The 22,145-nt window shown below is 71.0% G+C and carries 25 protein-coding genes and 1 pseudogene; 13 read left to right on the forward strand and 13 right to left on the reverse strand.

All coding sequences use genetic code 11. The features are described 5' to 3' along the window. Positions 1–20 precede the first annotated feature (20 nt). The 5 genes and pseudogenes from P3T35_RS06150 (at position 21) to P3T35_RS06170 (ending at position 6,354) form a co-directional block, all read left to right on the forward strand. The gene (locus P3T35_RS06150) at positions 21–1,946 is read left to right on the forward strand and encodes an RNA ligase family protein (protein WP_101379549.1); all 1,926 of its coding nucleotides are present in this window, start codon (positions 21–23) and stop codon (positions 1,944–1,946) included. Beyond that, the gene (locus P3T35_RS06155) at positions 1,946–4,783 is read left to right on the forward strand and encodes a poly(A) polymerase (protein WP_101379550.1); all 2,838 of its coding nucleotides are present in this window, start codon (positions 1,946–1,948) and stop codon (positions 4,781–4,783) included. The genes P3T35_RS06150 and P3T35_RS06155 overlap by 1 nt, the downstream gene beginning before the upstream one ends. Before the next feature lie 22 nt (positions 4,784–4,805). Next, on the forward strand, positions 4,806–5,441 hold the full coding sequence (locus P3T35_RS06160; protein ID WP_101379551.1) for a maleylpyruvate isomerase N-terminal domain-containing protein: 636 nt from the start codon (positions 4,806–4,808) through the stop codon (positions 5,439–5,441). 203 nt (positions 5,442–5,644) lie between these two features. Beyond that, positions 5,645–5,795 (forward strand): annotated as a pseudogene (locus P3T35_RS40375) (IS630 family transposase); the annotation flags it as partial. Positions 5,796–5,925: 130 nt separating this feature from the next. Continuing rightward, entirely contained in the window at positions 5,926–6,354 is a 429-nt protein-coding gene (locus P3T35_RS06170; protein WP_101379552.1) for a nuclear transport factor 2 family protein, read from the forward strand. Positions 6,355–6,486: 132 nt separating this feature from the next. Here the strand turns inward: P3T35_RS06170 and P3T35_RS06175 are convergent, their stop codons facing one another. From P3T35_RS06175 to P3T35_RS06185, 3 genes are all read right to left on the reverse strand, one after another. After that, the gene (locus P3T35_RS06175) at positions 6,487–6,666 is read right to left on the reverse strand and encodes a hypothetical protein (protein WP_101379553.1); all 180 of its coding nucleotides are present in this window, start codon (positions 6,664–6,666) and stop codon (positions 6,487–6,489) included. A gap of 11 nt (positions 6,667–6,677) precedes the next feature. Next, on the reverse strand, positions 6,678–7,274 hold the full coding sequence (locus P3T35_RS06180; protein WP_101379554.1) for a dienelactone hydrolase family protein: 597 nt from the start codon (positions 7,272–7,274) through the stop codon (positions 6,678–6,680). 144 nt (positions 7,275–7,418) lie between these two features. Then, on the reverse strand, positions 7,419–8,750 hold the full coding sequence (locus P3T35_RS06185) for an acyltransferase (RefSeq protein WP_180356367.1): 1,332 nt from the start codon (positions 8,748–8,750) through the stop codon (positions 7,419–7,421). Positions 8,751–9,017: 267 nt separating this feature from the next. Here P3T35_RS06185 and P3T35_RS06190 point away from each other — a divergent pair, with 267 nt between their 5' ends. Continuing rightward, entirely contained in the window at positions 9,018–9,935 is a 918-nt protein-coding gene (locus P3T35_RS06190) for an aminoglycoside phosphotransferase family protein (protein ID WP_101379556.1), read from the forward strand. A 54-nt stretch (positions 9,936–9,989) separates the two neighbouring features. On the opposite strand, the gene P3T35_RS06195 is transcribed toward P3T35_RS06190, so the two are convergent. The 3 genes from P3T35_RS06195 to P3T35_RS06205 all read right to left on the reverse strand — a co-directional run bounded on the left by P3T35_RS06195 (position 9,990) and on the right by P3T35_RS06205 (position 11,416). After that, complete coding sequence (locus P3T35_RS06195) at positions 9,990–10,256, reverse strand: DUF397 domain-containing protein (RefSeq protein WP_101379557.1); 267 nt, start codon at positions 10,254–10,256, stop codon at positions 9,990–9,992. Positions 10,257–10,382: 126 nt separating this feature from the next. After that, on the reverse strand, positions 10,383–10,682 hold the full coding sequence (locus P3T35_RS06200; RefSeq protein WP_101379558.1) for a DUF397 domain-containing protein: 300 nt from the start codon (positions 10,680–10,682) through the stop codon (positions 10,383–10,385). Then, a complete protein-coding gene (locus P3T35_RS06205; protein WP_180356368.1) occupies positions 10,586–11,416 on the reverse strand; it encodes a helix-turn-helix transcriptional regulator in 831 nt (276 codons plus the stop codon). Before P3T35_RS06205 ends, P3T35_RS06200 begins: the two co-directional genes overlap by 97 nt. Before the next feature lie 107 nt (positions 11,417–11,523). Between P3T35_RS06205 and P3T35_RS06210 the strand changes: the two genes are divergently transcribed. From P3T35_RS06210 to P3T35_RS06225, 4 genes are all read left to right on the forward strand, one after another. Further along, entirely contained in the window at positions 11,524–11,751 is a 228-nt protein-coding gene (locus tag P3T35_RS06210) for a hypothetical protein (RefSeq protein ID WP_143676765.1), read from the forward strand. Between the two features lie 5 nt (positions 11,752–11,756). Further along, the gene (locus P3T35_RS06215) at positions 11,757–11,981 is read left to right on the forward strand and encodes a hypothetical protein (protein ID WP_101379560.1); all 225 of its coding nucleotides are present in this window, start codon (positions 11,757–11,759) and stop codon (positions 11,979–11,981) included. Beyond that, complete coding sequence (locus P3T35_RS06220; protein WP_101379561.1) at positions 11,978–12,178, forward strand: hypothetical protein; 201 nt, start codon at positions 11,978–11,980, stop codon at positions 12,176–12,178. The genes P3T35_RS06215 and P3T35_RS06220 overlap by 4 nt, the downstream gene beginning before the upstream one ends. Before the next feature lie 80 nt (positions 12,179–12,258). Next, positions 12,259–12,441 carry a hypothetical protein gene (locus tag P3T35_RS06225; protein ID WP_101379562.1) on the forward strand — a complete coding sequence of 61 codons (183 nt, stop codon included), beginning with the start codon at positions 12,259–12,261 and terminating at the stop codon, positions 12,439–12,441. 184 nt (positions 12,442–12,625) lie between these two features. On the opposite strand, the gene P3T35_RS06230 is transcribed toward P3T35_RS06225, so the two are convergent. Beyond that, positions 12,626–13,219, reverse strand: coding sequence for an AraC family transcriptional regulator (locus tag P3T35_RS06230; protein ID WP_280704592.1), 594 nt, complete (start codon positions 13,217–13,219; stop codon positions 12,626–12,628). A 415-nt stretch (positions 13,220–13,634) separates the two neighbouring features. Here P3T35_RS06230 and P3T35_RS06235 point away from each other — a divergent pair, with 415 nt between their 5' ends. After that, positions 13,635–14,303, forward strand: a complete 669-nt coding sequence (locus P3T35_RS06235) for an alpha/beta fold hydrolase (protein WP_101379564.1) — start codon at positions 13,635–13,637, stop codon at positions 14,301–14,303. 65 nt (positions 14,304–14,368) lie between these two features. On the opposite strand, the gene P3T35_RS06240 is transcribed toward P3T35_RS06235, so the two are convergent. From P3T35_RS06240 to P3T35_RS06255, 4 genes are all read right to left on the reverse strand, one after another. Then, entirely contained in the window at positions 14,369–14,848 is a 480-nt protein-coding gene (locus tag P3T35_RS06240) for a hypothetical protein (protein ID WP_101379565.1), read from the reverse strand. A 6-nt stretch (positions 14,849–14,854) separates the two neighbouring features. Then, positions 14,855–16,114 (reverse strand): amidase domain-containing protein, encoded by a 1,260-nt coding sequence (locus P3T35_RS06245; RefSeq protein WP_101379566.1) that lies wholly within the window; start codon positions 16,112–16,114, stop codon positions 14,855–14,857. A 2-nt stretch (positions 16,115–16,116) separates the two neighbouring features. Further along, entirely contained in the window at positions 16,117–16,440 is a 324-nt protein-coding gene (locus tag P3T35_RS06250; RefSeq protein ID WP_101379567.1) for a type VII secretion target, read from the reverse strand. Between the two features lie 248 nt (positions 16,441–16,688). Then, entirely contained in the window at positions 16,689–17,294 is a 606-nt protein-coding gene (locus P3T35_RS06255; RefSeq protein WP_101379568.1) for a GNAT family N-acetyltransferase, read from the reverse strand. Here P3T35_RS06255 and P3T35_RS06260 point away from each other — a divergent pair. Beyond that, positions 17,287–17,469 (forward strand): hypothetical protein, encoded by a 183-nt coding sequence (locus P3T35_RS06260; RefSeq protein WP_143676766.1) that lies wholly within the window; start codon positions 17,287–17,289, stop codon positions 17,467–17,469. The two genes, P3T35_RS06255 and P3T35_RS06260, sit on opposite strands and share 8 nt — an antisense overlap. A 58-nt stretch (positions 17,470–17,527) precedes the next feature. On the opposite strand, the gene P3T35_RS06265 is transcribed toward P3T35_RS06260, so the two are convergent. Together P3T35_RS06265 and lnt are read right to left on the reverse strand one after the other, a co-directional pair. After that, on the reverse strand, positions 17,528–18,490 hold the full coding sequence (locus P3T35_RS06265; protein ID WP_101379569.1) for an EamA family transporter: 963 nt from the start codon (positions 18,488–18,490) through the stop codon (positions 17,528–17,530). A gap of 158 nt (positions 18,491–18,648) precedes the next feature. After that, entirely contained in the window at positions 18,649–20,331 is a 1,683-nt protein-coding gene (gene lnt / locus P3T35_RS06270) for an apolipoprotein N-acyltransferase (protein ID WP_101379570.1), read from the reverse strand. Between the two features lie 221 nt (positions 20,332–20,552). Between lnt and P3T35_RS06275 the strand changes: the two genes are divergently transcribed. Further along, entirely contained in the window at positions 20,553–21,875 is a 1,323-nt protein-coding gene (locus tag P3T35_RS06275) for a lytic transglycosylase domain-containing protein (RefSeq protein ID WP_280704599.1), read from the forward strand. Positions 21,876–22,145: the final 270 nt, after the last annotated feature.

The following is a 22,145-nucleotide window of genomic DNA, read 5'->3' on the forward strand; positions in this document are numbered from 1 at the left end:
GCCCATTCACGGAGTCGATCATGCGCACGCACTATCCCCGGACGCCCCACCTGCCCTGGTCGCCGGGCGCTTCCGGGGACGACGTCCGCACCGGTGACCTGTCCGGCCTGCGCGGCCTGGAGGTGGTGGTCACCGAGAAGCTCGACGGTGAGAACACCACCCTCTACCAGGACGGCCTGCACGCCCGTTCGCTGGACTCCGCGCACCACCCGTCCCGCACCTGGGTCAAGGCGCTGCAGGGCCGGATCGGCCCGAGCATCCCGGCCGGTTGGCGGATCTGCGGCGAGAACCTGTACGCCCGGCACTCGATTCCGTATCGCGAACTGGCCGGCTTCTTCTACGGGTTCTCCGTCTGGAACGGCCAGGATTGGTGCTTGGACTGGGATCTGACGGTGCGTTGGCTACGCGCCCGGGGCATACCGGTGCCGCCGGTGCTGTGGCGCGGGGTGCTGGACGAACGGGCACTGCGGGCCCTGAAGCTCGACCTGGACCGCCAGGAGGGCTATGTGGTGCGCAGTGTCGCGGGGTTCGCCCGGGCCGAGTTCGGGCAACGGGTCGCCAAGTGGGTCCGGGCCGGCCATGTGCAGACCGGCACCCACTGGATGCACGCGGCGGTGGTGCCCAACGAGTTGGGCCCGACCGCCGAACTCTGGGCGATCCGCTCCGGCGCGGCGGCCGAGCCTGGCCGGCTGCTGGCGGCACTCGGGGTGACCGGGGGCCTCGAACTCGGTTCGCCGGAGCGCCGGGTGGCCGCGGCCGCCGAGCGGCTCGACGTGCTGGGGCGCACGGGAGACGCCCGGCTCGCCGGTGTGCTCGCCGCGCTGCTGCACGGCACTCCTCGGGGCCGACTGGCCGGGCGGCTGGCCCCGGTGGTCGGCATGCCGCTGGCCCGGCGGGTCGCCGATCTGGTCGGGCTGCACGACCGGCCGATGCGGCCGTACCCCGACCAGGATCGCCCAACCGGCCTGCGGCGCCTGGCGATCGCGGCCGATCTCGGGGTGCTGCACGCGGTGGCGGCGGCCGTCGCGGCAACCGATGAGGAACGCGAGCAGGTCGAGTGGTCCGCGCTGCACGCCGAGGACGCCGGGCTGCTCGGCCCCGCACCGCTGGCACCACTGCGCACTGAGCTGCGCGCGGAGTTGGCCGGACTGGACGCCGAGGTGGTGGACCGCTGCTGGGCGCAGGCCCGGGAGGCGTTCGCGGCCGGGCGGCTCAGCACCGCAGCGGAGGCGGCGGCCGCCACCTGGCGCTGGCGGGACGGCAGGTTTCCCCGGCTGATCCAGCTGGTCGGTCCGTCCGGCAGCGGCAAGAGCGCCTTCGCTCGGCGGCTCAGGGGAGTTGACTGCTTCGTAGCACTGGACGAGCTGCGGACCGACCGGGGTGACCGCGCCGACCAGCGCGCCAACGGCGAGGTGCTGCGCGACGGACTGGCCCGGCTGGACGCCGCGTTGGCGGCGGGCGGCACGGTCGTCTGGGACGCCACCTCGCTCAACCGGCACCAGCGCGCCCAGGTGCACGCGGTGGCGCAGCGCCGCGACGCGCTGACCACCCACGCGGTGCTGCTCGCCGACGAGGCCGAGCTGCGCCGCCGCAACGCCGTCCGTGAACACCGGGTGCCCGAGAACGCCCTCACCACCCAACTGCGCCGGTTCACCCCGCCGTATCCCGGCGAAGCCCACCGCACCTGGTACGTCGGGCCGGGCGGCACGGTGCAGGACAGGGATGACGCGCAGATCGACGACGAGCCCTTCGGCGACGTGCCGCTCGACCACGGGCGGTCCGGCGACGCGCGGTTCGCTCACGGGTGGTCCTGCGACGGGCGGGTCGGTGCCGCGCGATCCGGCGACGCGCGGTTCGACCACGGGCGATCCGGCGACGCGCCGCTCGACCACGGGCGGTCCGGCGACGCGCCGCTCGGCGACGCCCAGTTCACCGAGGAGCACTGATGCGCACCAGCGAGCAGATCTACCACCAGGTCCGCTGGGACCCGCGGTTCGACCCGGCCCGCTTCGTGCTCGGGGTGAGCCGGCGGCAGGCCGAGCCCAAGCGGATAGCGCTGCCGGCCTTCGTACCGGGCGGCGACATCCCCTGGCACCGGGTGCTGTTCGTGGAGGCCGACGGGGAGTTGGTGTGGGACCGGACCACCGGCCTCGACGTGCTGGACCGCAGCACGGCCGGCCGGGCCCGCGAACCGCGCCGACTGGGCGCGCCGTTCTTCACCGCCCGCCCGGCCTACCGGTGGGACGACGCGGCCGGTGCCTGGCGTGCGGCCGAGGCGGCTCCCGAACTCCCCAACGGCACCGCCGGGTTGCGCCCACGGGTGGTCACCTGGAACGTCCTGTGGGGCCGCTACGACAGCGACCGGATCGCCACCGCGCGGCGGCGACCGCTGCTGCTCGCCGCCCTCGCCGCCGCCGACGCCGACGTGATCGCCCTGCAGGAGGTCGAGCCCGCCCTCCTAGACCTGCTGCTACGCACGCCCTGGGTGCGCGCCGACTACACCGTGAGCTGCGCCCCGGACGGCCGGGATGTCACCGAGCACGGCCTGCTGCTGCTGAGTCGGCTGCCGGTGCGTGAGGCGGCGCTGCACAGCCTCGGCCCGCACAAGGCGGTCGCCGCGCTGACCGTGGAGACCGCCACCGGCCCGCTGGTGGTCGCGGCGACCCACCTGAGCAGCGACCACTCGGACGACGGCGCGGCCAAGCGCGAGCGTGAACTCGCAGAGCTGGCCGAGGGGTTGGCCGGGGTCCCGGGCGATCTGCTGCTGGTCGGCGACTTCAACGACGGCCGCGAAGGAGCTCAGGGACCAGGGGCGGCGCTGGGGATGCGCGACGCCTGGACCGAGGTGCACGGCGCGGCCTCGCACACCCCGACCTTCGACCCGACCGCCAACCCGCTCGCCGCGATCTCCTCGCTGACCGGGCGGGCGGCGCGGCTGGACCGGATCCTGGTGCGCCCCGGCGGCCCGCGCGTCGCCGCCACCGAGCTGCTCGGGCGCGTCGCCGGTCCGGACGGGCTGTTCGTGTCGGACCATTACGGTGTGGCGAGTCAACTCGATCTGGACGACCCGCCGGGCGGCGCGCTCGACGTCGCGCCCACGGCGCGCACGGCGGTGGCCTGGCTCCCGCCGGACGAGTTGTGGCCCGCCATCCAGGAGGTGCGCCGCCGGCACGACCGCCAGATCCACCGCTGGCCGCCGCATGTCAACCTGCTCTTCGGCTTCGTCCCGGAGTCCGCGTTCGACCGCGCGGCTCCGCTGGTCGCGGCGGCCACCGCCGAGGTCGCGCCGTTCACGGCCCGACTGGCGGGTGTGCACAGCTTCAAGCACCACGGCGATGCGACGGTCTGGCTCGACCCGGCGGCCGACGGCGAGGAGCCGTGGGCCGCACTGCGGGACGAGTTGCTGCGGCGCTTCCCGCGCTGCCGGGGGCGTGCGCCGGGATTCACCCCGCATCTGAGCCTTGGGCGGAGTAGCGACCCGCAGACCGTGATCTCTTTTGCGGATCAGCATCTTGACACCATGTGGGCTGATGTCGGCGGGGTGGTGCTGCTGTCCCGCCGGGGCGCCGGACCGATGCGTCCGCGTGCCGTGGTCGCGCTGGGCACGGGCGAGCTGCGGTGGCTGCCGGAGGCGCGGGGTGGCTGGCCGCCGTCGGGCGAGGAGCCCGATGCGGAGGCGGTCGACGCGGCGCTGGAGCTGGTGACGCGGGCGCTGGCGGCAACGGGCGCCGTGCTGGAGGTCGTCGGCTCGCGGCGGATGGGGTGCGCGCTGGATAGGTCCGACCTGGACTTGGTGGCCGTGCTGCCGGGTGAGGCGCGGCTCGCCGACATCGAGCAGCGGCTTGCCGCCGTACTGCCCGCGGGCACCGCCGTGCGCGAGGTGGTCGGTGCCCGGGTTCCCGGATTGCGGTTCCGGCTCGGCGGGCTCGGCGTCGATCTGGTGCTGGTGGGTGCCGGGGCGCTGCCGCCCGCCGAGGCGGTGGACCGGCGCGCCGAGCTCGGGGAGTCGGCCGCTCTCGCGTTGAGTGCGGTGAGCGATGCGGACGCGGTGCGCGTGGCCGTCGGCGACCGCCACCCGGCGTTCGCCCGGCTGGCCCGCGAGGTGAAGGCCTGGGCCAAGGCACGCGGCCTGGACAGCGCGCCGTTCGGCGGACTGCCCGGGGTGGCCTGGGCCGTGCTGGCGGCCCGCACGGTGCGCGCGCACCCGGAGCTGGACGGCGACGCCCTGCGGTGCGCGTTCTTCGGCGACTGGGCGGCCTGGGACTGGCAGCGGCCGGTGCGCCTCGGGGCATGGGACGGCGGTTCGTACCGGCCCGGCACCGTGCTGACACCGTCCGAGCCGATCCGCAGCTGCACGGGTCAGCTACTGCCAGGCGGGCTGGAGCTGCTGAGCCAGGAGCTGTACCGCGCTTGGGAGTTGACGGAAGGCGATGGTGATCCTGCCGACCAGCTGCTGGCCGGCCCGCCGCTGCACCGCCGCCACGCGGGCTGGGCGACCGTCTCACTGCGGGCCACCGACCCCGCGGCGTTCGAGAAGCTGCTCGGCCGGATGCGCGGTCGGCTGCTGACCCTGCTCACCGCCCTCGCCGAGGACTCCCCCGACCTCCATGCCTGGCCGCGCCCGTTCGAAGCCGGCCCGACGTCGGCCCGGTTCGCGATCGGCCTCGGCCAGACCCCGCCCGACCCCGCCCGCCTCGCCGAACTCGTCGCCCCCTGGGTCGCCGGCCTGCCCGGAGTCACCGTCGAGTGGCAACATGGCGGCGACGTACCCACTCTGCGTTGACCCGGACCAGCTTGGAGGAGCAATGACCGTCATCACCGGCTACCTGACCGCCGCCGAGCAAGCGGTAACTCTCGTGGCACATCCTGATGTTGCCGCGGCCTGGCAACAACCCAGCGCCCTGCCGGAGATGACGGTCGGCGCCCTCGCCGGCCACCTCGCCCACCAAGTCCTCAGCGTCTCGGCGGCGTTGACCGCCCCCGAGTCCACCGAGCCCCCGATCCCGCTGCTGGACCACTACGAGCGCGCCGCCTGGATCGGCGCCCCGCTCGACAGCGAGGCCAACGCGGGCATCCGGGCCCGCGCCGAGCAGCACGGCACCGAGGGTCCGGCGCCGCTGGTCACCCGGGCCCGCGCCGCACTTGCCGAGCAGCGCGGCGAGTTGGCGAAGCGGACCGGCGCGGAGGCGGTGTTCCTGCCGCAGACGGGATGGGCGCTGCGACTTGACGACTTCCTGGTCACCAGGCTGGTGGAACTGGTGGTACATCAGGACGACTTGGCGGCCAGTCTCGGTTGGGCCACGCCCGAGTTCGCCGACGACGCCTACGACCCGGTGCTCGCGCTGTTGTCCCGCCTGGCCACTCGGCGCCATGGTCAGGGCGCGATGCTGCGGGCACTGACTCGGGCGGAGCGGGCACCGGGGGCGATCAACGTGTTCTGATCGCGACCTACGGCACTGACCGCATAGGTTCCCGGGTTCCTGCCCGCGCCGAGGCTGGGGCGGCCGATTGGATGGGGGCTGACATCCCATCCAATGCGTGGAGGCGTGGTGGCAGAGCCGGTCGAAGTTCGCAGGCTGAGCGCCCAGGAGGGGCAGCGGCTGCAGCAGATCGTGCGTCGGGGCAGTACCAGTTGCCACACAGTCAGACGTGCGAGCTGCACCTCTACCTGCGCTGGCGCAACGCCAACGCCCGCCACGCCGACATCCTGGCCGCCCAACGCCGCGAACGCGCCGGGCATCCGATGCAAGAGGGGCGTCCGTTGGGGCAGACGCACCCTCAGCGCAGCCGCCTGACGGACCATCCGGTCGAGCACGCGCGAGGTCCCGCATGAGCTGTCTCGTGATCTGGAAACCCGATGGCCCCGCCCACTGAGGCGTGGCATCCTGCCTCGATACGACGTGATCAACTATCTGGGGGGACTCCATGAGTGCGAAGGATCCGAAGGTCGACGCGATTGAGCGGTTCTTCACCGCTTACGCTGCCGGTGACGCCGAGAGCATGAGCGCCGTGCTGGCCGAGGACATCGAGTGGACGATCCCGGGGCGCCATCCGCTCTCGGGCACCAAGCGAGGAATCGCAGAGGTGCGCAGCTTCTTCGACCAGCTCGGTAAGGCGGGCTTCAAGGCTGAGCCGATCTTCTTTGGCACGAATGACGAGTACGTGGTCGACATTCACCGTGGGTGGACGACCGAGGGTCTTGGCAAGGTGGATACCATGTGGGCCCTGGTCTGGCACTTCCGCGCCGACGGCAAGGTCGACCGCGTCGTCAACCTGAGTGGCGATCAGCACCAGATGGACCATTTCATCTGGGACAACTTCACCCTCGCCCCGCTTCCGGACCGGCTGGCCTGACAGGTTCTCCCCCGCAGTGCTGGTCAGAGCGACCCACGGCCAGCGCCGCGCGGGCCGGATCCCCGACCAGCACCGTACTGAGCACTAGGCCCTTCCTGCTCCGGAAATGGTGCCTGACGCAACGCGGTCAGGTCATCCGAGCAGCGTGGAGCGCCACCGATCGGGCACCGTGTCACTGTCACCGAACTCGACGGCATCGGCGCCCGCGAACGCGGCCAGGCCCGCGAGCTCGGCGCCGGCCGGCGGCCGGGCCCCGGACAGCAACTGCCGCGAGATGGCCAGCCGGCGCGCCTGCGCCTGACTGATCGTCACCGCAGAGGAGCTCATCGCGCGTCGAGGGAGTCGACGGAATCGAGGGAATCCAGGAACTCGATCACGCGCTGCGTCAGGAGCGCGGAGGCGCCCGGGTCATGGGAGGGCAGCGAACCGTCCGCGAACAGGTGCTGCTCTCCGGCGTACAGGAACAGCTCCGCTTCGGCGGCACCGGCGACGAGCGCGCGGGCGGCGTCGATGTCCTCGACGAAGAACGGATCGGCCTCCATCGCGTGCACCTGGACCAGCACACCGCCGGGCCAGGCCGCGCTGAATTCGGAGACCGGGAGGCAGGCGGAGAGCAGCAGCGCACCTCGGGCGCCCGGCCGGGTCTGCGCCAGCTTCTGCGCGGGGAGCACCCCGAGGGAGAAACCCCCGTAGACGATCCCCCCGGGCAGGCCCTCGGCCGCGCGGACGCCGCGCTCGGTGATCTCGTCGAAACCGACCTTCCGTGCGTAACCGACACCCTCGTCAATGGAGTTGAACGTGCGCCCATCGAACAGGTCCGGGGTGTGGACGACATGCCCGGCCGCCCCCAGCTGGTCGGCGAAGCCGACCACGCCGGGAGTCAGCCCCTGCGCGTGGTGAAACAAGACGATCTCTGCCATACCCGAGTCGCTCCCGCCCCTTGATGTCGACCTCGGCTGGTCGCACGATCGACAGAGATCCTAGAACAGGCGTTCGACCCATGTCGATCGGCGCCCACCACAGCCCGTCTCTGCAGCGGGCGGGCACTGGAAGCCCTGGCTGCCCTAGTCGGTAACCGCCGTGTCGCCGGTGCGGCGGTTCAGAGCGGCGGCGATCCGCTTGCCGAGCTTCTGGCCGGGTATCTCGACCAGCCGGTAGGTGAGTTCGCTGAACAGCAGGACCATCGCGATGAAGAACGCGGGCAGCAGCCAGCGGCCGGGGCCGTTGTCCGGGAAGTGGACGACCTTGTCCTTGAACCACCAGGTGGCCCAGAGGACCGGCAGGTGCACCAGGTACACCGAGTAGCTGATCTTGCCAAGCCAGGTCAGCACCCGGGGCCAGCGCCGGTTGCGCAGCAGCATGCCCAGCCCGAAGGTCGCCCACGCTCCCACGTAGGCGAGGGAGAAGCCCTGCCAGCTGCCGGTCCAGGTGATCTTCTGGGCATCCGGGTTGTCGTAGAAGTAGCCGACCAGGAAGCCGGTGGTCAGCACGAACGCGCAGCAGATCCAGGCCAGGCTGCGGTCGATCTGGCGCTGCTCGGCGCGGAAGATGACGGTCCCCGCGAACATCGTGGCCAGGATCGTCATGCTCTCGAAGAAGGTGGAGCGGGCGTTGATGAAGAGCAGCGCCGCACCGAGGCCGCCGAGCACCATGGCGCCGATCCGGATCAGCTGCGGGCGGCCGAGCATGATCAGGACCAGGCCGGTGAGCATCAGCAGCGCGGTGGCCACGATGATGTGGTGCGTGGGACCGGGAGCCACCCACGGCGCCTTGGGTGTGACCAACTGCGGCTTCCACCAGGCGCCGAGCAGCAGCGCGGCGCCGGCGAAGAAGAGCGAGACCGGGGCGCTCTGCCGGTGGCGGCCGTTGACGAAGAGCGCGCTGACGAAGAAGTAGAAGACCATCTCGTAGCAGAGCGTCCACATCGAGCCCAACGCGCTGGCGATGTTGGTCATTTCGTGCAGCAGCGTGAGGTTCGCCAGGTACGCCCAGAACGGCCGGTCGGTGACCTGCGACGGCACGGCCGAGTAGTCATGGGGCAGCAGGACGGCGGCCAGCGTGACGGCGATGATGACCAGCGGGTAGATCCGGAAGATCCGGCCCACCCAGAACCCCCGGACGTCACCGCGCCGTTCCAGCGAGGCGGGCACGATGTAGCCACTGACCAGGAAGAACAGCATCACCGGGTAGAGGCCGAGATCGAAGTGCTTCTCGAAGTCCTTTCCCCCGGGGATCCAGTCCGCCAGCCCGAAGTGGTGGATCGCCACCAGCAGCGCCGCGATCCCGCGCAGGCCGTCCAGCCAGCCGAGCCGAGCGCTCTTCGATCGGGCCGCCTTGCCGGCGGGGGGCCTCAGGGCGGTCGGTGCCATCTCCGACTCGGAGAGAGTGCCACTCATTTGTCTATTCACCAACCAGTCAGCAGATAGCGAAACATGACGCTGCATCAGGTACCTCCGCTCGGACGCATCCCAGTGGTTCGGGGCATCACGGGGCATGGGCGGGCGCACGGAAGTTGCGCGCGCCGTCGGCGGGGCGGACTCGTCGAGCCCTGTGAAGCAGCATACCGAGTATGCATACCTCGTATGCAAGAGGCCGATCAGCGGGATCGCTCCGCCTGGGCTTGTGACACGCTCGTTACCCGCACCCGACTACCGTTGCTCCGCATGACCCACACCGAGATGGACATCACTGCGGAGTTGGTCCGGGAGCTGCTGCGCGACCAGCACCCCGACCTGGCCGATCACCCCTTGCGGCTCGGTGCGCGCGGTTGGGACAACCAGCTGTGGCGGCTCGGCGACGACCTCGCCGTGCGGCTGCCCTGGGCGACGGAGTCCGCCGATGCGCTACTGCGCAAGGAGCATGCCTGGCTGCCGGCCCTCGCCCCGCGGCTTCCGCTACCGGTCCCCGTCCCGCAGCGCCTCAGTGAGCCCTCCGAGCGGTTTCCGCGGCCCTGGATCGTCACCACCTGGCTGCAGGGCGAACCCGCCGACCGCGCCCCCGCCACGCGCGCCGAAGAGGCGGCCGACACCTTGGCCGCCTTCCTGACGGCCCTTCACCGGCCCGCTCCCACCGGGGCGCCCGCCGGTCGCTACCGCGGCGGGCCGCTGGCCGAGTACGCCGAGGGGTTCGCCGCGCAGCTCGCCTCGGCCACCGAGCTGGGGCTGCTCCCCGACCCGGACGCGGTGCTGGCCGTATGGGAGGACGCCGCCGCGGCGCCTGCCTGGGCCGGCCCGGCACTGTGGCTCCACGCCGACCTGCACCCGGCCAACGTGCTCACCGCAGACGGCACCTTCTGCGGCGTGATCGACTTCGGCGACCTCTGCGCAGGCGACCCCGCCTGCGACCTCGCCGCGGCGTGGCTCCTGCTGCCGGACGGCGCCGCCGACCGCTTCCATGCCGCGTACCAGCCGACGCCGGACGCAGCGACCCTGCGTCGCGCCCGCGGCTACGCGGTACTGAAAGCCCTCGCCTGCATCCTCATCGGAGACGCCGGCGACCACGGCCGCCCCGGCGGCAAGCCCACCTGGGGCCCACCCGGCCACGCCTCGCTGCGGCGCCTCATCGCAACGGCCGGCGGCTGATCGATCGACCTTTTCCCATGTGCGCAGCAGGCGACTGCTCAGCCTGACGCGCTGTCAGGCATCAGCGGCGAAGGCACCACGCTTCACACCCAGGACGAAGGCGGCGAAGCCCTCGGGGCTGAAGACCAGGGCGGGCCCGTCCGGGTTCTTGGAGTCGCGGACGGGGACGGCGGTGGGGAGGCTGGCGGAGACCTCGATGCAGTCACCGCCCCTGTCACAGTGGGACGACTTGAACCAGGTCATGCCGAGGGCGACCTCGATGCAGTCACCGCCGTTGTCACTGTAGGACGACTTGAACCAGGTGACGGGGGACTTGTTCATGGCGAACGTCCTTTCGTACCACGCGGGTCGAGCCGGTACTCCTATCGGTTACCGGTGGGCGGATATAGGAAACCCCTGGCTCGCCTGGAGTCGGGCGAGCCAGGGGGTTACTGACCTGAGGCATGATCAGGCAGCGTCGAAGGTACCGCTCTTCACGCCCCGGACGAAGGCAGCAAAGCCCTGGGAGGTGAACACCAGGGCCGGGCCCTCAGGGTTCTTGGAGTCGCGGACAGGCACAGCGTTAGGGAGGCTAGCGGACACCTCTACGCACTCACCGCCATTGTTGCTGTGAGACGACTTGAACCAGAAAGCGTTGGACAGGTCAGGGATCACGGAGCAAGCCCCCTTCGAGCTTTGCGGATCAGTGCCAGGGAGGCCGCTTTGGGCAGCGCTTCCACCAGTAGCTGATCGTACTCTCTCTCCCATCCCGCTACGGTCTGGCGCCTACGCTCAAGATGACCCTGGGTCTGCGATTCGGCATACCCAATTACGGAGCTGTCCGGCAGATCAAGAAGGATCACTGGCAACGTGAACGGCAGGTTCTCGGCGAGCGAGAAGGGCGCCACCTGGATGGTGATGTTCGGCCGGGCTGCCAGCTCAGCCAGGTGATCGAGCTGCTTGCCCATCACAACTGGCCCGCCAATCGGTCGCGCCAGGCAGCTCTCGTCCAACACAGCATGGACGATGGGCGGCGACTTCTGCACCAGGAGTTGTTGACGCGTCAGCAGGAACTCCACGCGCTGCTCAGCCGCTGCGCGTGTGATGGCACCACGTTCCACGGCAGCTAGCGCCAGCGCCCAGGCATAGTCCGGCACTTGGAGGAGTCCCGTAACTACCGTCAGCGCCAGCGCCCGCAGCCGTCGGCACCGAGCCTCGGCGTCAGCGAACTCAGCGAAGCCTTCCAGTTGGGCGGCACGTGTGTAGCGCCGCCACAGTTCGAGGAACAGATCGCCCGTACCGAACACCTCATCAGCTTTAACAGCGAACGGCCTTGTTGGGGAACGCTGTCCTCTTTCGAGGTACGAGATGAGGGTGTTCGAGTACCCCATCCGCTTGCCGGTCTCGACCTGAGACCACCGCCTCGCCAGTCGTGACCTGCGGAGCTCGCTCCCGAAGCGCACCAGAGCCGATGACGACGCGTCATTTTCGACCTCGGTCATATTCGGACGCTCCTTAAACATAGGAGAACAGTCAACGTGGAAGTACTGGCGATCGTACGCCCTGATGCCGATCCTGTTACTGCACGATCACTGAAAGGAGCGACCCAATGAGCGCTCAGCCGACCTCTGCGCACCCTCCCCGCGCGCCGTACGCCCCCCACCCCGGAGAGCTCGTCCGGGACCTCACCACTGGACGCATCGGGACCTACATGGGCCCCGGCTACGAGAAGCACCCCACCGTCTACCTCCGGCCCCCGCGCGGCGGCTACGAGTGGGAGGTCTCCGCCGACCTCATCGAACCCGCCGACAACTCCCCGACCCCTTCGGCGCGGTGACGTCCATGCCCTCCCGTGCCGCCTGCGTCACCATCGCCACCGCCACTGCCCTCACCCTCAGCCTCGGCGCGGGCCTGGTCGCCGCCCTGCTCCTGGCCACCTCCCCGCTCTCCACCCGCGTCACCGCGTTCTGCTACACCGCAGCCCCGCTCCTCATGATCTGCGTGATCGCCGGCGGGCCGTTCCTCGAATGGGCCGAGCGCCACCGCGCCCGCAGGGCTCGCCGATGAGCAGCTGGCCGATCCCCCTCCCGCCCAACGACCTCTGGGGTCCTGGGCGTTGCCACTGCTGCTCCCGCTTCACCCTGGTCGCCCCGGGGCCGCTGATCACGACCAAGGGCGGACTCCAAGTCGCCATCCCCTGGTGCCTGTTCGGCTTCGAACGCGCCAACCGCATGCTCCACCGCGCCGCCCTGCGCGGTACCTGAGCACCCCGCCCCACCCCAACTCCCGTGCGGGGCCCCGCCGCACGACTACTCACCACGCCCAGAAGCGGAAACGGAACCCCATGAACCACGGCCACCCCTTCGACCACCAAGCCGCGCTCGCCGACCTCGACGCCCTCGGCCGCACCCTCGACGCCCAGGTCACCCAGCAGACCAGCCCCGCCGTCCCCGACCTCGACGCCACCCTCGCCGCCATGAGGGAGCTCCACGCCACGATCACCACCAACTTGGCCGCCGCCCGCTGAACCAACCGACCGCGCGGTGACCACAGTTGTCGCAGGTTCAAATCCCGTCTCCGCTACAGGAAAACGGCCCGGAACAGATGTCCTGGGCCGTTTTTCGGCTCTGTACTTGTGCGGGAATCGCGAGGCACGCGGGGGTCGTCTCCTCTCCGAGCGCGGACCGAATCGGCCCGGGTGCGAGTCCGCTTCACCCCGACGACTCGACCACTGCGGGGAGTTGAGATGCGTGGGCGGTGGTCCCGCGGCCGGCTCGGTAGCGGCCCGGGGTCGTGCCGATGATGTTGGTGAACGCTGCGATGAAGCCGCTGGGGTTGGCCCATCCGCAGGCGTAGGCGGTTTGGGTGGTGTCGTGGCCGTCGGCGAGGAGCACGAGTGCGTGATGGATGCGTAGCTGCGTGCGCCACTCGTAGAAGGTCATGCCGAGTTCGCTGCGGAACAGTCGGCTGAGGGTGCGACTGCTGGCTCCGATCGTCTTACCGAGTTCGGCCAGCGTTGCGTTGTCGTCCGGCGTCTCGTGCAGCATCCGGGCGATGGCTTGCAGTCGGTCGTCCCGTGGCTCCGGCAGGTGCAGTGGCTCCTCGGGTGCTTCGCGGAGTTCATCGACGAGGACGCGATGGAGGCGGGAGCGCGCGGAGCGGCTGTGGTCGGGCGCGGCATCCCCGCAAGCTCGGGGCCTGGTCAGGGCGAGCAGGACCTCGCGGGCAAGGCCGGAGGCCAGGAACACGGCGGGATGGCCTGGTATGAGCCGGGCGAGGGATGGCGCGAGGAAGACGATCCGCATATCGGTGTCACCGTGGGCGCGGTGGTAGTGCATGAACTCGGCGGGGGTCCAGGCGACCCGGTTGGCGGGAACGATCGACGTGCCGCGCTGGGTGTGAACTGCCAGGACGCCGCTGGCTGCGTAGACCAGGTGTCCCCGTGCATGCGACTGCTGTGCGCTCGTTCCGCCGGACGGCCAGAGGTGGCGCCCGCCAGACGGCCACATCTGTGACGTCACACCGGCGTTCCGGCGAGGTTGGCCGTGAACAGGCATCAGTTGGCGTCCTATCGCTAACAAGCCACATCTTGATCTGGTGACACTACTTCCATGCCACGTGGCCTTCAGTCGCGGACAGCGCCCGAGCGGACCACATGGCATCGAGGCAGCGTGCCTCGGTGCTGCGGCTTGAGTGAGATTGAGAGAGAAGGAGAAACGCATGGCGACGTTCGTCCTCGTGCCCGGCGCTTGGAAGGGCTCCTGGTCGTTCGAGGCAGTGGTTCCGCTGCTGGAGCGTGCCGGTCACACCGTTCATGCCCTGACCCTGACCGGTCTAGGGCCCGACGACGACTACGCGACGGTCGCGGCCGCCAATCTCGACACGCACGCCGACGACGTGTTGCGGCACCTCGATCGCGCGCACATCACCGACGCGACGCTGGTCGGCCACAGCTACGCCGGGATGGTGGTCGCCGCCGCCGCCGATCGCGCCGGGGGCCGGATCTCACGACTGGTGCACCTCGACGCCTACGTACCGCGCGATGGCGAGTCGTGCTGGTCGTCAACGAACGAGCACTTCCGGAACGTGTTCGCTGCCGGCGCTGCGGCCACCGGCTACGCCGTCCGACCGCCGGGCGGCGGCGATCCCCGCCGCCGCCCCCATCCCCTCGCCTCGTTCCTGCAGACGATCCGGCTCACCGGCGCGCTCGCCCAGGTCCCCCGTCGGGAGTTCATCTACTGCTCGGGATGGGAGGACCGGACGCCGTTCGCTGAACTCCGCAGCCGACTCCAAGCCGATCCCGAGTGGCAGGTCCACGACCTCCCGACCGGCCACGACGCCATGCACGAGGCCCCGGAGGCGGTCGCCGCACTACTGCTCGGCGATTGATCACTGGGCGCGGCAGCGCACAGATCATCAGGCATGACCTGAGACGGCAGCCGCGCCATCGACCACTACAACCCCGGCACCTGCCTCGCGCTCCCAACCCCGTGGCCCCGCAGGCCGATTGACGACGCAGTCCAATCCGTCGCGAGTCGCGCGCTGCCGAAGCAGGGGCTCGGTCGCGGGTGGGAGTCCTTGACCGCCGTCTGCAGCACCGCCGCTTGGAGCAGCGCGGCGATGACCGCCACGGGCAGGACGGCGTAGAGCAGGGCGTGCCCGCCGCTGGGCCGGTGCGACTTCGCCCGCATCACCGCGACCAACTGCCATCCGCCCCAGCAGACAGCAGCGATGCCCAGCACCAGACCGGCCCAGGCGAGGGGCAGCACGTAGCCCGGAGCGCCAGGGCTGTCCTGGCACTTGCGCAGCAGCGCTCCTATGTCATCGTCCGCCAGCAGTGTGGGAACGGTGCAAGCCCAGGCCGCAAGGACGAGGACCAGGGAGTACCGGGCCTTGAGCCACCCGGGTGTCCGATTGACGTCGGCGTCGATCACTGTCTCTCACCAGTCCGGATTCACGCGCACGAAGTGCAGCTTCTGGTGGCCGCGCCCCTCCTGGAAGGCGTCCATGCGACCACCGATGCTGACGTCCCGCTGGTCGCCGCTGTGCTGGGTGTAGCGGATGTCGCCGTCCGGGGTCACGGCCGTGACGACCGCCGTGTGGTGGATGACGCCCTTGCCGTCCTGCGAGTCCTGGCTGGAGTCCTCCTCGTAGTAGACGAGGTCTCCGGGCTTCACCTGGTCCGGCGGGACCTCCTGGCCGCCGTGGCGCATCATGAAGTCGTGCATGTTCTGCGCGCCGGCCCAGCTCTTCGAGTAGTCGGTGCGCTGGGAGAGCCAGTCGCTGCCCGGGTCGTCGCTGCGGCCCCAGGTGTCGTCGCCGCGCCAGCCCCACCAGGAGTCCCACTTGGGCTTGAGGCCGCCTTGGAGCAGTGCCTCGGAGGCGAAGTCGGTGCAGTTGTCGTCGAACCTGTCGACGCTGTGGTCGTTCCAGTGGTCGAGCGCCCACTGCACCGTCTTGACCCGGTCGTACTTGGCGCCGGGGCCACCGCGCAGTTGCAGCTTCACGTCGTCGGGGATGCCGGGGAGGTTGGCCAGCTCCACCGGGTTGGAGAGCATCAGTTGCTGGCGCTGGTCGTCGGGCAGGGCCTTCCACCAGTCGGCGACCAGGCGCGGGTCCTGGCCGTCGGGGATACCGCCCTTGTACTCGTTCAGCTCGACCTGGGAGGCCTCGTTCTGGAGGTCGTTCAGCGCCTTGTCCGGGTCGGTCTCGCAGGTGGCGTTGCCGAGTTTCTGGAGCTCGGCGGCCGCCTGCTGGTCGGCCTGGGTGGCCTCGCGCAGCGCCTCCTGGACCATGGCGTTGACCTCCTGGACGACGGAGTCCAGGGAGGAGTCCGCGCCACCGGAGGCCGCGTGGACCGTTCCGGACGTCTCGTCGACGGTCAGCCCGTAGTCGTTGGCCATGGAGAGCGCGGAGTTCAGCAACAACTGCGCTCGGTTGATCTCGGCACCGAGGCCGTCGAGGACCATGGCGACGCCGCGCATGATGTCGGCACCGGCCTCCAGGGCGCGGGCCTGCTCCTCGAGCTTCTGACCGGCGGCGGCGCCGACGCGGTCCTTCCAGTTCGCCTTGAGCGGGTCGACACCGTTGTCGTGGATGTCGTTGACGGCCTGCCAGCACTCCTTGGAGAGGGACATCCAGCCGCCGGCGGCGGCATCGACGTCGCCGCTCCGGGCAGCCTTGAGAGTTGCGATGTCCACGATCAGCTCTCCGTCGAATTCAGGTCGGTCAGAGCCTCGGTGATCCGCCGGTTGGCTTCCTGCTCGGCCGCGTCGTAGGACTGCGCCGAATCACGCAACTGCCCGGCATAAGTGTGAAGTTGGTCGACGATCGACTTGATGTGCGTCTGCCAGTTGTCCGCGCAGTCTTTGAGCGCGGGTCCGGACTGCCAGCCGGCCATGGAGGCCGCGGCGGTGGCGCTGGCGTCGAGCCAGTGCCCGGCGGCCGGCCCGACCTGCCCGGCGGTGGTCTGCAGGCCGTCTGCCGAAGTCCGCAGCGTACCCGGGTGGACGCTGATGTCGTTCATGTACTTCCCCCTGGTTTCCCCGTTGCCCTGGAGGTCGGGTCTCCTCCCGAGGCGCTGACCATTGTGACAGGTCAGCAGCGTGACTCAGCGCATTTATGCGATGCATACGAACCGCCTACCCGAAGCCCGCACCGGTCGAACTGTGCTTCGGCCGGTGCGGGCAAAGGCGCGGTATCGGCAAGGTCGACAGTCCGCCAAGTCCTACCGTTGCCGCCGCCGAGGAGGGGTCTACCCGGGCGCTTACGGCATCACGAGGGAGAGGACGACGAAGAGGACGAAGACGACGAAGACGACCCCGCCGGTGGATCGCAGAAGGTGCCGGACGCAAAGCTGAACACCGTGTACTTGCGGTCTGCCACGGCGAATTCCGCTACTTCGTGCATGCCCAGGTGTCGATGGACCGCAAGCGACTTGTCGTTGGACTGCTCCACGAACAGGACCCCGTGGTCGAAGCGCTCGCTGAGGTTCGCGTCGACTGCACGCAACAGACTCCGTACGACTCCGCGTCCGCGGAAAGCCCGGTCCACGACCACCGGCCCGTAGAGGTAGAGCCGGTCCGCGCTCGACGCGAGGCCGGCGCGCAACGCCGCGTCCACGGTCAGCCGCGGCGGGCCTTCGTCGATCACGGACGTGGCACTGGTGAGGGCGGCGCCGGCGATCTGCCCGTCCTCCTCGGCGACGTAGATGCCCGTGGTGGCTTCGATCGAGGCGAGCTTGTGCTCGTCGAAGTGCCCCTGCACGAAACCCTGTTCGGCGCGCTCGAGCGCGGACAGTCCGTCACCCCGAGCGCTGTCGATCAGGGCGAGCACTCTGGCGCGGTCCGCGAGGACCGCCTTGCGTGTCGAGATGGCCATCCGGGCACGCTACCGCAACGACGGCGGTGAGCCGGCGGCCGTGCAATTTCCGGACACCATAAGCCGCATGGGGCTGGCCCGTCCGTCGGCCGACAGCAGTGCTGTCCCGTCGGCCGCTGCCATCGCCGCGCGCCCCGGCCTGAAGCTGGCCGGTCAACGACCCGGCCATGAATGACCGGGCTTGAGGTTAACCATGTGCCCGATGAGTCGCCCCACCCGGTGGTCACCTCGTCTCAGCGGCGTTGAACGCTGCTGGGGCGGCCCCGGCCCCCGCCCGCGCCCCGCGCCTCCGCGAGCGCCAGCCCCGTCACCGACAGCAGCAGCAACCCGGTCCCGGCCACCGTGGCCGGCGCCAGGTGCTCGCCGAGCAGCGCCACGGCGATCACCGCCGCGCTCACCGGTTCGATCAACGCGATCACCGACGCCGTCGTGGCGCGGACCACGGCCACGCCCGCGAAGTACAGGCCGTAGCCGAGCGCGGTCGGCACGGCGGCGATGTAGAGCAGCAGCAGCACCGTCCGGCCCAACCCCTCGGTCTGCGGCAGCAATCCGCTGGTGGCAGCGAACGGAAGCAGCAGCACCGCGCAGACCAGGAACGAGTAGAGGGTGCTGGCCAACGGGTCGGCGGTGACGCCGCGTTGCGCCGACCGGCGCCCGTACAGCGTCATGCAGGCGTACCCGGCGGCCGACGCCAGCGCCCAGGCAACCCCGCCCGGCCGCACGGCCCCGCTGCCCGCGCCGCCCAGCATCAGTACCGCCAGGCCGGTGACCGCCCCGGCCACCGCCGTCGCCCCGGCCAGGCCCAGCCGCTCCCGCAGCAGTACGCGCGCCCCGAGGGCCACCAGGACCGGCGCCGCGCCCAGCGTCACCACGGTGGCGACGGCAAGCCCCGTGCCGGCCACGGCCTCGAAGTAAGCGATCTGAAAGAGCGTCAATCCCAGGCCGTTGATGGACAGTTGGCCGAGTGGCGGCCGCTTGGGAAGCCGCCGGCCGCGCACCGCGCAGGCGAGCAGCAGCAGTGCCACCCCGCCGGCCGAGCGCCAGAAGGTGAGCGCCACCGGGCCCAGGCCGCTGCGCCCGTAGAGCAGCGCGGCGGCGGCACCGGCGGTGCCCCAGGAGGTGGCGGAGACGAGCAGGTAGCAGAGGCCGCGCCCGACGGTGAGGGTACGCGGAGCCGACAGGGGTGTCGCAGACAAGGAGGTCTCCCACAGGGGACGAGAAATGGTCGCGTGCTCTCGTCTGCGGGCAGCACCGACCGCCCCGGGACACCCGGGGGTTCACGTCATCCGTGGCCTGGCCGCCCGCTCAGGCGGCGGGCGGTGGGAGGACAAGACTCGTCGGCATGCGTTCCACCCTACCCCTGCACTCCGGCCTCGGCCGAGCCCGCTGCCGCGCTGCGGCGGCCCTTGCGGCTGCGGCCCAGACGACTGCGAAGGGCGGCCCACGCGAGGGCGGCGACGGTCGCGGTGAGCGCCCCCGCCTCCGGCCATGCGCCGACCCGGTCGGCCAGGGTGAGGCCGGTCCGCAGCGGCACGCGCTCGGTGAGGGTCTGCTGCTGCCACAGCCCGGTCTGGGCGGCGACCGTGCCGTCCGGCCGGATCACCGCGCTGACACCGGTGGTGGAGACCACGGCGACCGAGCGGTTGTGCTCGACGGCCCGCAGCCTGGCCATCGCGAGTTGCTGGTCGGTCTCGTCGGGGCTGCCGTCGCGGGTGAAGGCGGCGTCGTTGGTCTGCTCGACCAGCAGGTTGGCACCGGCTCGCACGCCGTCCCGGACCAGCCCGTCGTAGCCGATCTCGTAGCAGATCACGTCGCTCAGGTGGATGTTGCCGGTGTTGAAGATGACGGTCTGGCTGCCCGGCGTGAAGTTGCGCGGGATCAGCTGCAGGTCGCCGAGGCCGCCGAACAGGCTGCGCAGCGGGATGTACTCGCCGAACGGGACCAGTTGGCGCTTGGCGTACCAGGGGCCGGGGCCGTTGAGCGGGTCCCAGAGCAGGCCGGCGTTGTAGGTCTGGCCCTGCGGGCCGTCGAGGATGGCTCCCACCAGGATCGGCCGGTTGACGGCGGCCACCGACTGGTCGATCAGGAAGCTCAGGGCCGGGTCGGTGCGCGGCTCGGAGTCGGTGGAGTTCTCCGGCCAGAGCACCAGGTCCGGCTGCGGGACCTTGCCGGTGTGGATGTCCTGGGCCAGCTTCAGGGTCGCGTCGGCATGGTTGCTCGTCACCTGCTGGATGCGGGCCTGCTCCGCGAGCGAGCGCTCGCGCGGCACGTTGCCCTGGACCAGCGAGAGCACCGCGGTGGAACTGCCGGCCGCGGTCTTGTCCGCCGAAATCGAGTTGCCTGACGCGGTCTTGTCCGCCGCCGTAGGACTGCTGCCGGCCGCGCTCGGCAGCGGGATCGCGGGCGACACCGCCAGTGCGACGACGCACCAGCCGGCCGCGAACAGCCGCCGCCGGGTCGTGGGCGGCGCCAGCACCAGCCCGGCGATCGCGGCGCCCACGAGCGCGACGACGAACGTGACGGCCGGCGCCCCGGCCACCCGGGCCCACCCCAGCGCGGGTGAGTCGGCCTGGCTGAACGCCAGCCGCCCCCACGGGAACCCGCCGAGCGGCAGGCGGCTGCGCACCGCCTCGGTCGCCGTCCACCACAGGGCGATCAGCGGTACCCGGCCGCGCAGCCGCAGCAGCAGCGGCAGCGGCGCGGTCATCGCGGCCAGCAGCAGCGACTCGGCGACGCTCAGTGCCACCCAGGGCAGCAGACCGATGTTGCCGGACAACCAGCGGACCAGCAGACCGAAGAAGACCAGTGAGAAGACGAGGGCGATGCCCGCGGCCGTGCGCATCCGCTGCCCCGCCACCGCCACGACCAGCAGGGCGACACCGACCGGGGCGAGCGGCCACGCGTTGATCGGGGGGAACGCGCAGAACAGCAGCGCGCCACCGACGACGGCGGTCGCCAGCGCCCACCGGGTGCGAAGGCGGCGGTCCGGGTGCGCTCCCGCCGTAGCGGGGCCGGCCTGACGGGCATCCAAGAGCATTCGCAGAAAGTAGCATCCAAATCTTATTTACCTCCCCGTAAGGCCGGGGCCGCACAGCAGCTCACCGGCGGTGCCGGTCCGGGGCGAGGATGCGCAATGGCGCCCTCGCCGCCGCCGTGCCCGCCTAGGGTGGAACCTGATGTGCCGTTGGTTCGTCCATGTACAGACCGCGTGATCGTCGAGAGGGGAACTACCGAATGGCTGGGCGGATACGGAAGCGCGTGCTACGGGCAGCGGGGGCGGTCGTCACCTTCGCCGCAGTAGCCGCACCCACGGCACCCTTGGCTGCGGCGCCGCCGCCGCTGGGTGCCGAATCCCCGGTGGGCGCGGTGGCCCTGCCACCCGGGCAGGCGCTGGACGGTGGTGCCCACCGCAGCCTGCCCCAGCCGCCGACTCCGGCCGGCGTCGCGCCGAGCCCCGGCCCGGTGCAGCCGGTGGTCCCGGTCATGGGCGGGGCCCAACTCCCGGCGACCGTGTTCGCCGCCTACCGCAAGGCCGAGGCGTCCCTCGCCCTGTCGACCCCCGACTGCCACCTGCCGTGGCAACTGTTGGCCGGCATCGGCCAGGTGGAGTCCGGGCAGGCCGACGGCGGCCGGGTCGACGCCAACGGCGCGACCTACACGCCGATCCTGGGCCCGCTGCTCGACGGCACCGGCGGCAACGCCGCGATCCCCGACAGCGATGGCGGCAAGTACGGCGAGAGCACGGTGTGGGCGCAGGCCGTCGGGCCGATGCAGTTCATCCCGTCCACCTGGGCGACCTGGGGTGCCGACGGCAACGGTGACGGTGTGGCGGACCCCAACAACATCTGGGACGCGGCGCTGGCCGCCGGCCGCTACCTGTGCGCGGACGGGCGCGACTTGGCCGTGCCGGCCCAGCTCGATCAGGCCGTCCTCGGCTACAACCACTCCGACGACTACCTTCGCACCGTCAAGTCCTGGATGACGTTCTTCCAGACGGGCGTCTCGACGAGCCCGGACAGCCCCGCGCTGCCCGGCCCGGTGCTGCTGCCGACCGGACCGGCGTCACCGCTCGTGCCCGGCCCGGCTTTCGGGGCGTCGCCGTCCCCGTCGCCTTCCACTCCGGCGTCGACGCCCACGGCCAGCCCTTCGCCGTTCGCCAGCCCGCCGGCCACGCCCAAGCCCACGCCGAAGCCCACGCCCACCGCCATTCCTTCGCCGAGTGGTTCGCCGACGACCGCCTCGCCGTCCCCGTCGCCCTCCACCCCGGCGCCGACGCCGACCGGCTGCCCGTCGCCCACGGCAAGCACCTCGGCCGCGCCGACCGGCGCGCCCTCGCCGACCGGTACGCCGTCCCCGACGGCCACGCCCTCCCCGACGGCCACCCCGACCGGCACGCCGTCGCCCTCGCCCAGTGCGACCGGCCCGTCCGCGCCGCCCTCGGGCTCCCCCGCACCGGGCTGCGGCTCCCCCTCGCCCAGCGGCTCACCGGCCGCGCCGAGCCCCTCGCCGTCGCACTCTCAGGTCACGGGCTCGGCAAACCCGGTGACGCCAACTGCCAAGGAGAGCCCGTCGCTTCGTTAGGTGCTTGGTGGGATTCGGTGAAGGCGCGAACGCAATGCGTAATGGCGCCTTCGTCTTTTGCACAAGGCATTGACCTGGTCTGAACAAGTCTGGTTCGCTACCTGAGGCCAAGTGGTGCACCGCTCGTCTGATCCACCGTGAACTTCCTCAAGCACGTTTTCCCCCACGCCGGTTGGTGATCCCCCGTGCGGCTGTGACAGCCCCACGGGGGATCACGCTGGCCGACTGCGCCGATTCCCCCAGAGTCAGCGCACCGCAGAGAGGACACCA

The sequence above is a fragment of the Kitasatospora sp. GP30 genome, from assembly GCF_029892145.1.
GTDB lineage: Bacteria > Actinomycetota > Actinomycetes > Streptomycetales > Streptomycetaceae > Kitasatospora > Kitasatospora acidiphila.

Bases quoted from the DNA above. Each gene is read 5' to 3' on its own strand.
- P3T35_RS06150 (WP_101379549.1), top strand. From the start codon at position 21: ATGCGCACGCACTATCCCCGGACGCCCCACCTGCCCTGGTCGCCGGGC.
- P3T35_RS06155 (WP_101379550.1), top strand. From the start codon at position 1,946: ATGCGCACCAGCGAGCAGATCTACCACCAGGTCCGCTGGGACCCGCGG.
- P3T35_RS06160 (WP_101379551.1), top strand. From the start codon at position 4,806: ATGACCGTCATCACCGGCTACCTGACCGCCGCCGAGCAAGCGGTAACT.
- P3T35_RS06170 (WP_101379552.1), top strand. From the start codon at position 5,926: ATGAGTGCGAAGGATCCGAAGGTCGACGCGATTGAGCGGTTCTTCACC.
- P3T35_RS06180 (WP_101379554.1), bottom strand. From the start codon at position 7,274: ATGGCAGAGATCGTCTTGTTTCACCACGCGCAGGGGCTGACTCCCGGC.
- P3T35_RS06185 (WP_180356367.1), bottom strand. From the start codon at position 8,750: ATGAGTGGCACTCTCTCCGAGTCGGAGATGGCACCGACCGCCCTGAGG.
- P3T35_RS06190 (WP_101379556.1), top strand. From the start codon at position 9,018: ATGACCCACACCGAGATGGACATCACTGCGGAGTTGGTCCGGGAGCTG.
- P3T35_RS06195 (WP_101379557.1), bottom strand. From the start codon at position 10,256: ATGAACAAGTCCCCCGTCACCTGGTTCAAGTCGTCCTACAGTGACAAC.
- P3T35_RS06200 (WP_101379558.1), bottom strand. From the start codon at position 10,682: ATGGGAGAGAGAGTACGATCAGCTACTGGTGGAAGCGCTGCCCAAAGC.
- P3T35_RS06205 (WP_180356368.1), bottom strand. From the start codon at position 11,416: ATGACCGAGGTCGAAAATGACGCGTCGTCATCGGCTCTGGTGCGCTTC.
- P3T35_RS06210 (WP_143676765.1), top strand. From the start codon at position 11,524: ATGAGCGCTCAGCCGACCTCTGCGCACCCTCCCCGCGCGCCGTACGCC.
- P3T35_RS06215 (WP_101379560.1), top strand. From the start codon at position 11,757: ATGCCCTCCCGTGCCGCCTGCGTCACCATCGCCACCGCCACTGCCCTC.
- P3T35_RS06220 (WP_101379561.1), top strand. From the start codon at position 11,978: ATGAGCAGCTGGCCGATCCCCCTCCCGCCCAACGACCTCTGGGGTCCT.
- P3T35_RS06225 (WP_101379562.1), top strand. From the start codon at position 12,259: ATGAACCACGGCCACCCCTTCGACCACCAAGCCGCGCTCGCCGACCTC.
- P3T35_RS06230 (WP_280704592.1), bottom strand. From the start codon at position 13,219: ATGCGGATCGTCTTCCTCGCGCCATCCCTCGCCCGGCTCATACCAGGC.
- P3T35_RS06235 (WP_101379564.1), top strand. From the start codon at position 13,635: ATGGCGACGTTCGTCCTCGTGCCCGGCGCTTGGAAGGGCTCCTGGTCG.
- P3T35_RS06250 (WP_101379567.1), bottom strand. From the start codon at position 16,440: ATGAACGACATCAGCGTCCACCCGGGTACGCTGCGGACTTCGGCAGAC.
- P3T35_RS06260 (WP_143676766.1), top strand. From the start codon at position 17,287: ATGGCCATCCGGGCACGCTACCGCAACGACGGCGGTGAGCCGGCGGCC.
- P3T35_RS06255 (WP_101379568.1), bottom strand. From the start codon at position 17,294: ATGGCCATCTCGACACGCAAGGCGGTCCTCGCGGACCGCGCCAGAGTG.
- lnt (WP_101379570.1), bottom strand. From the start codon at position 20,331: ATGCTCTTGGATGCCCGTCAGGCCGGCCCCGCTACGGCGGGAGCGCAC.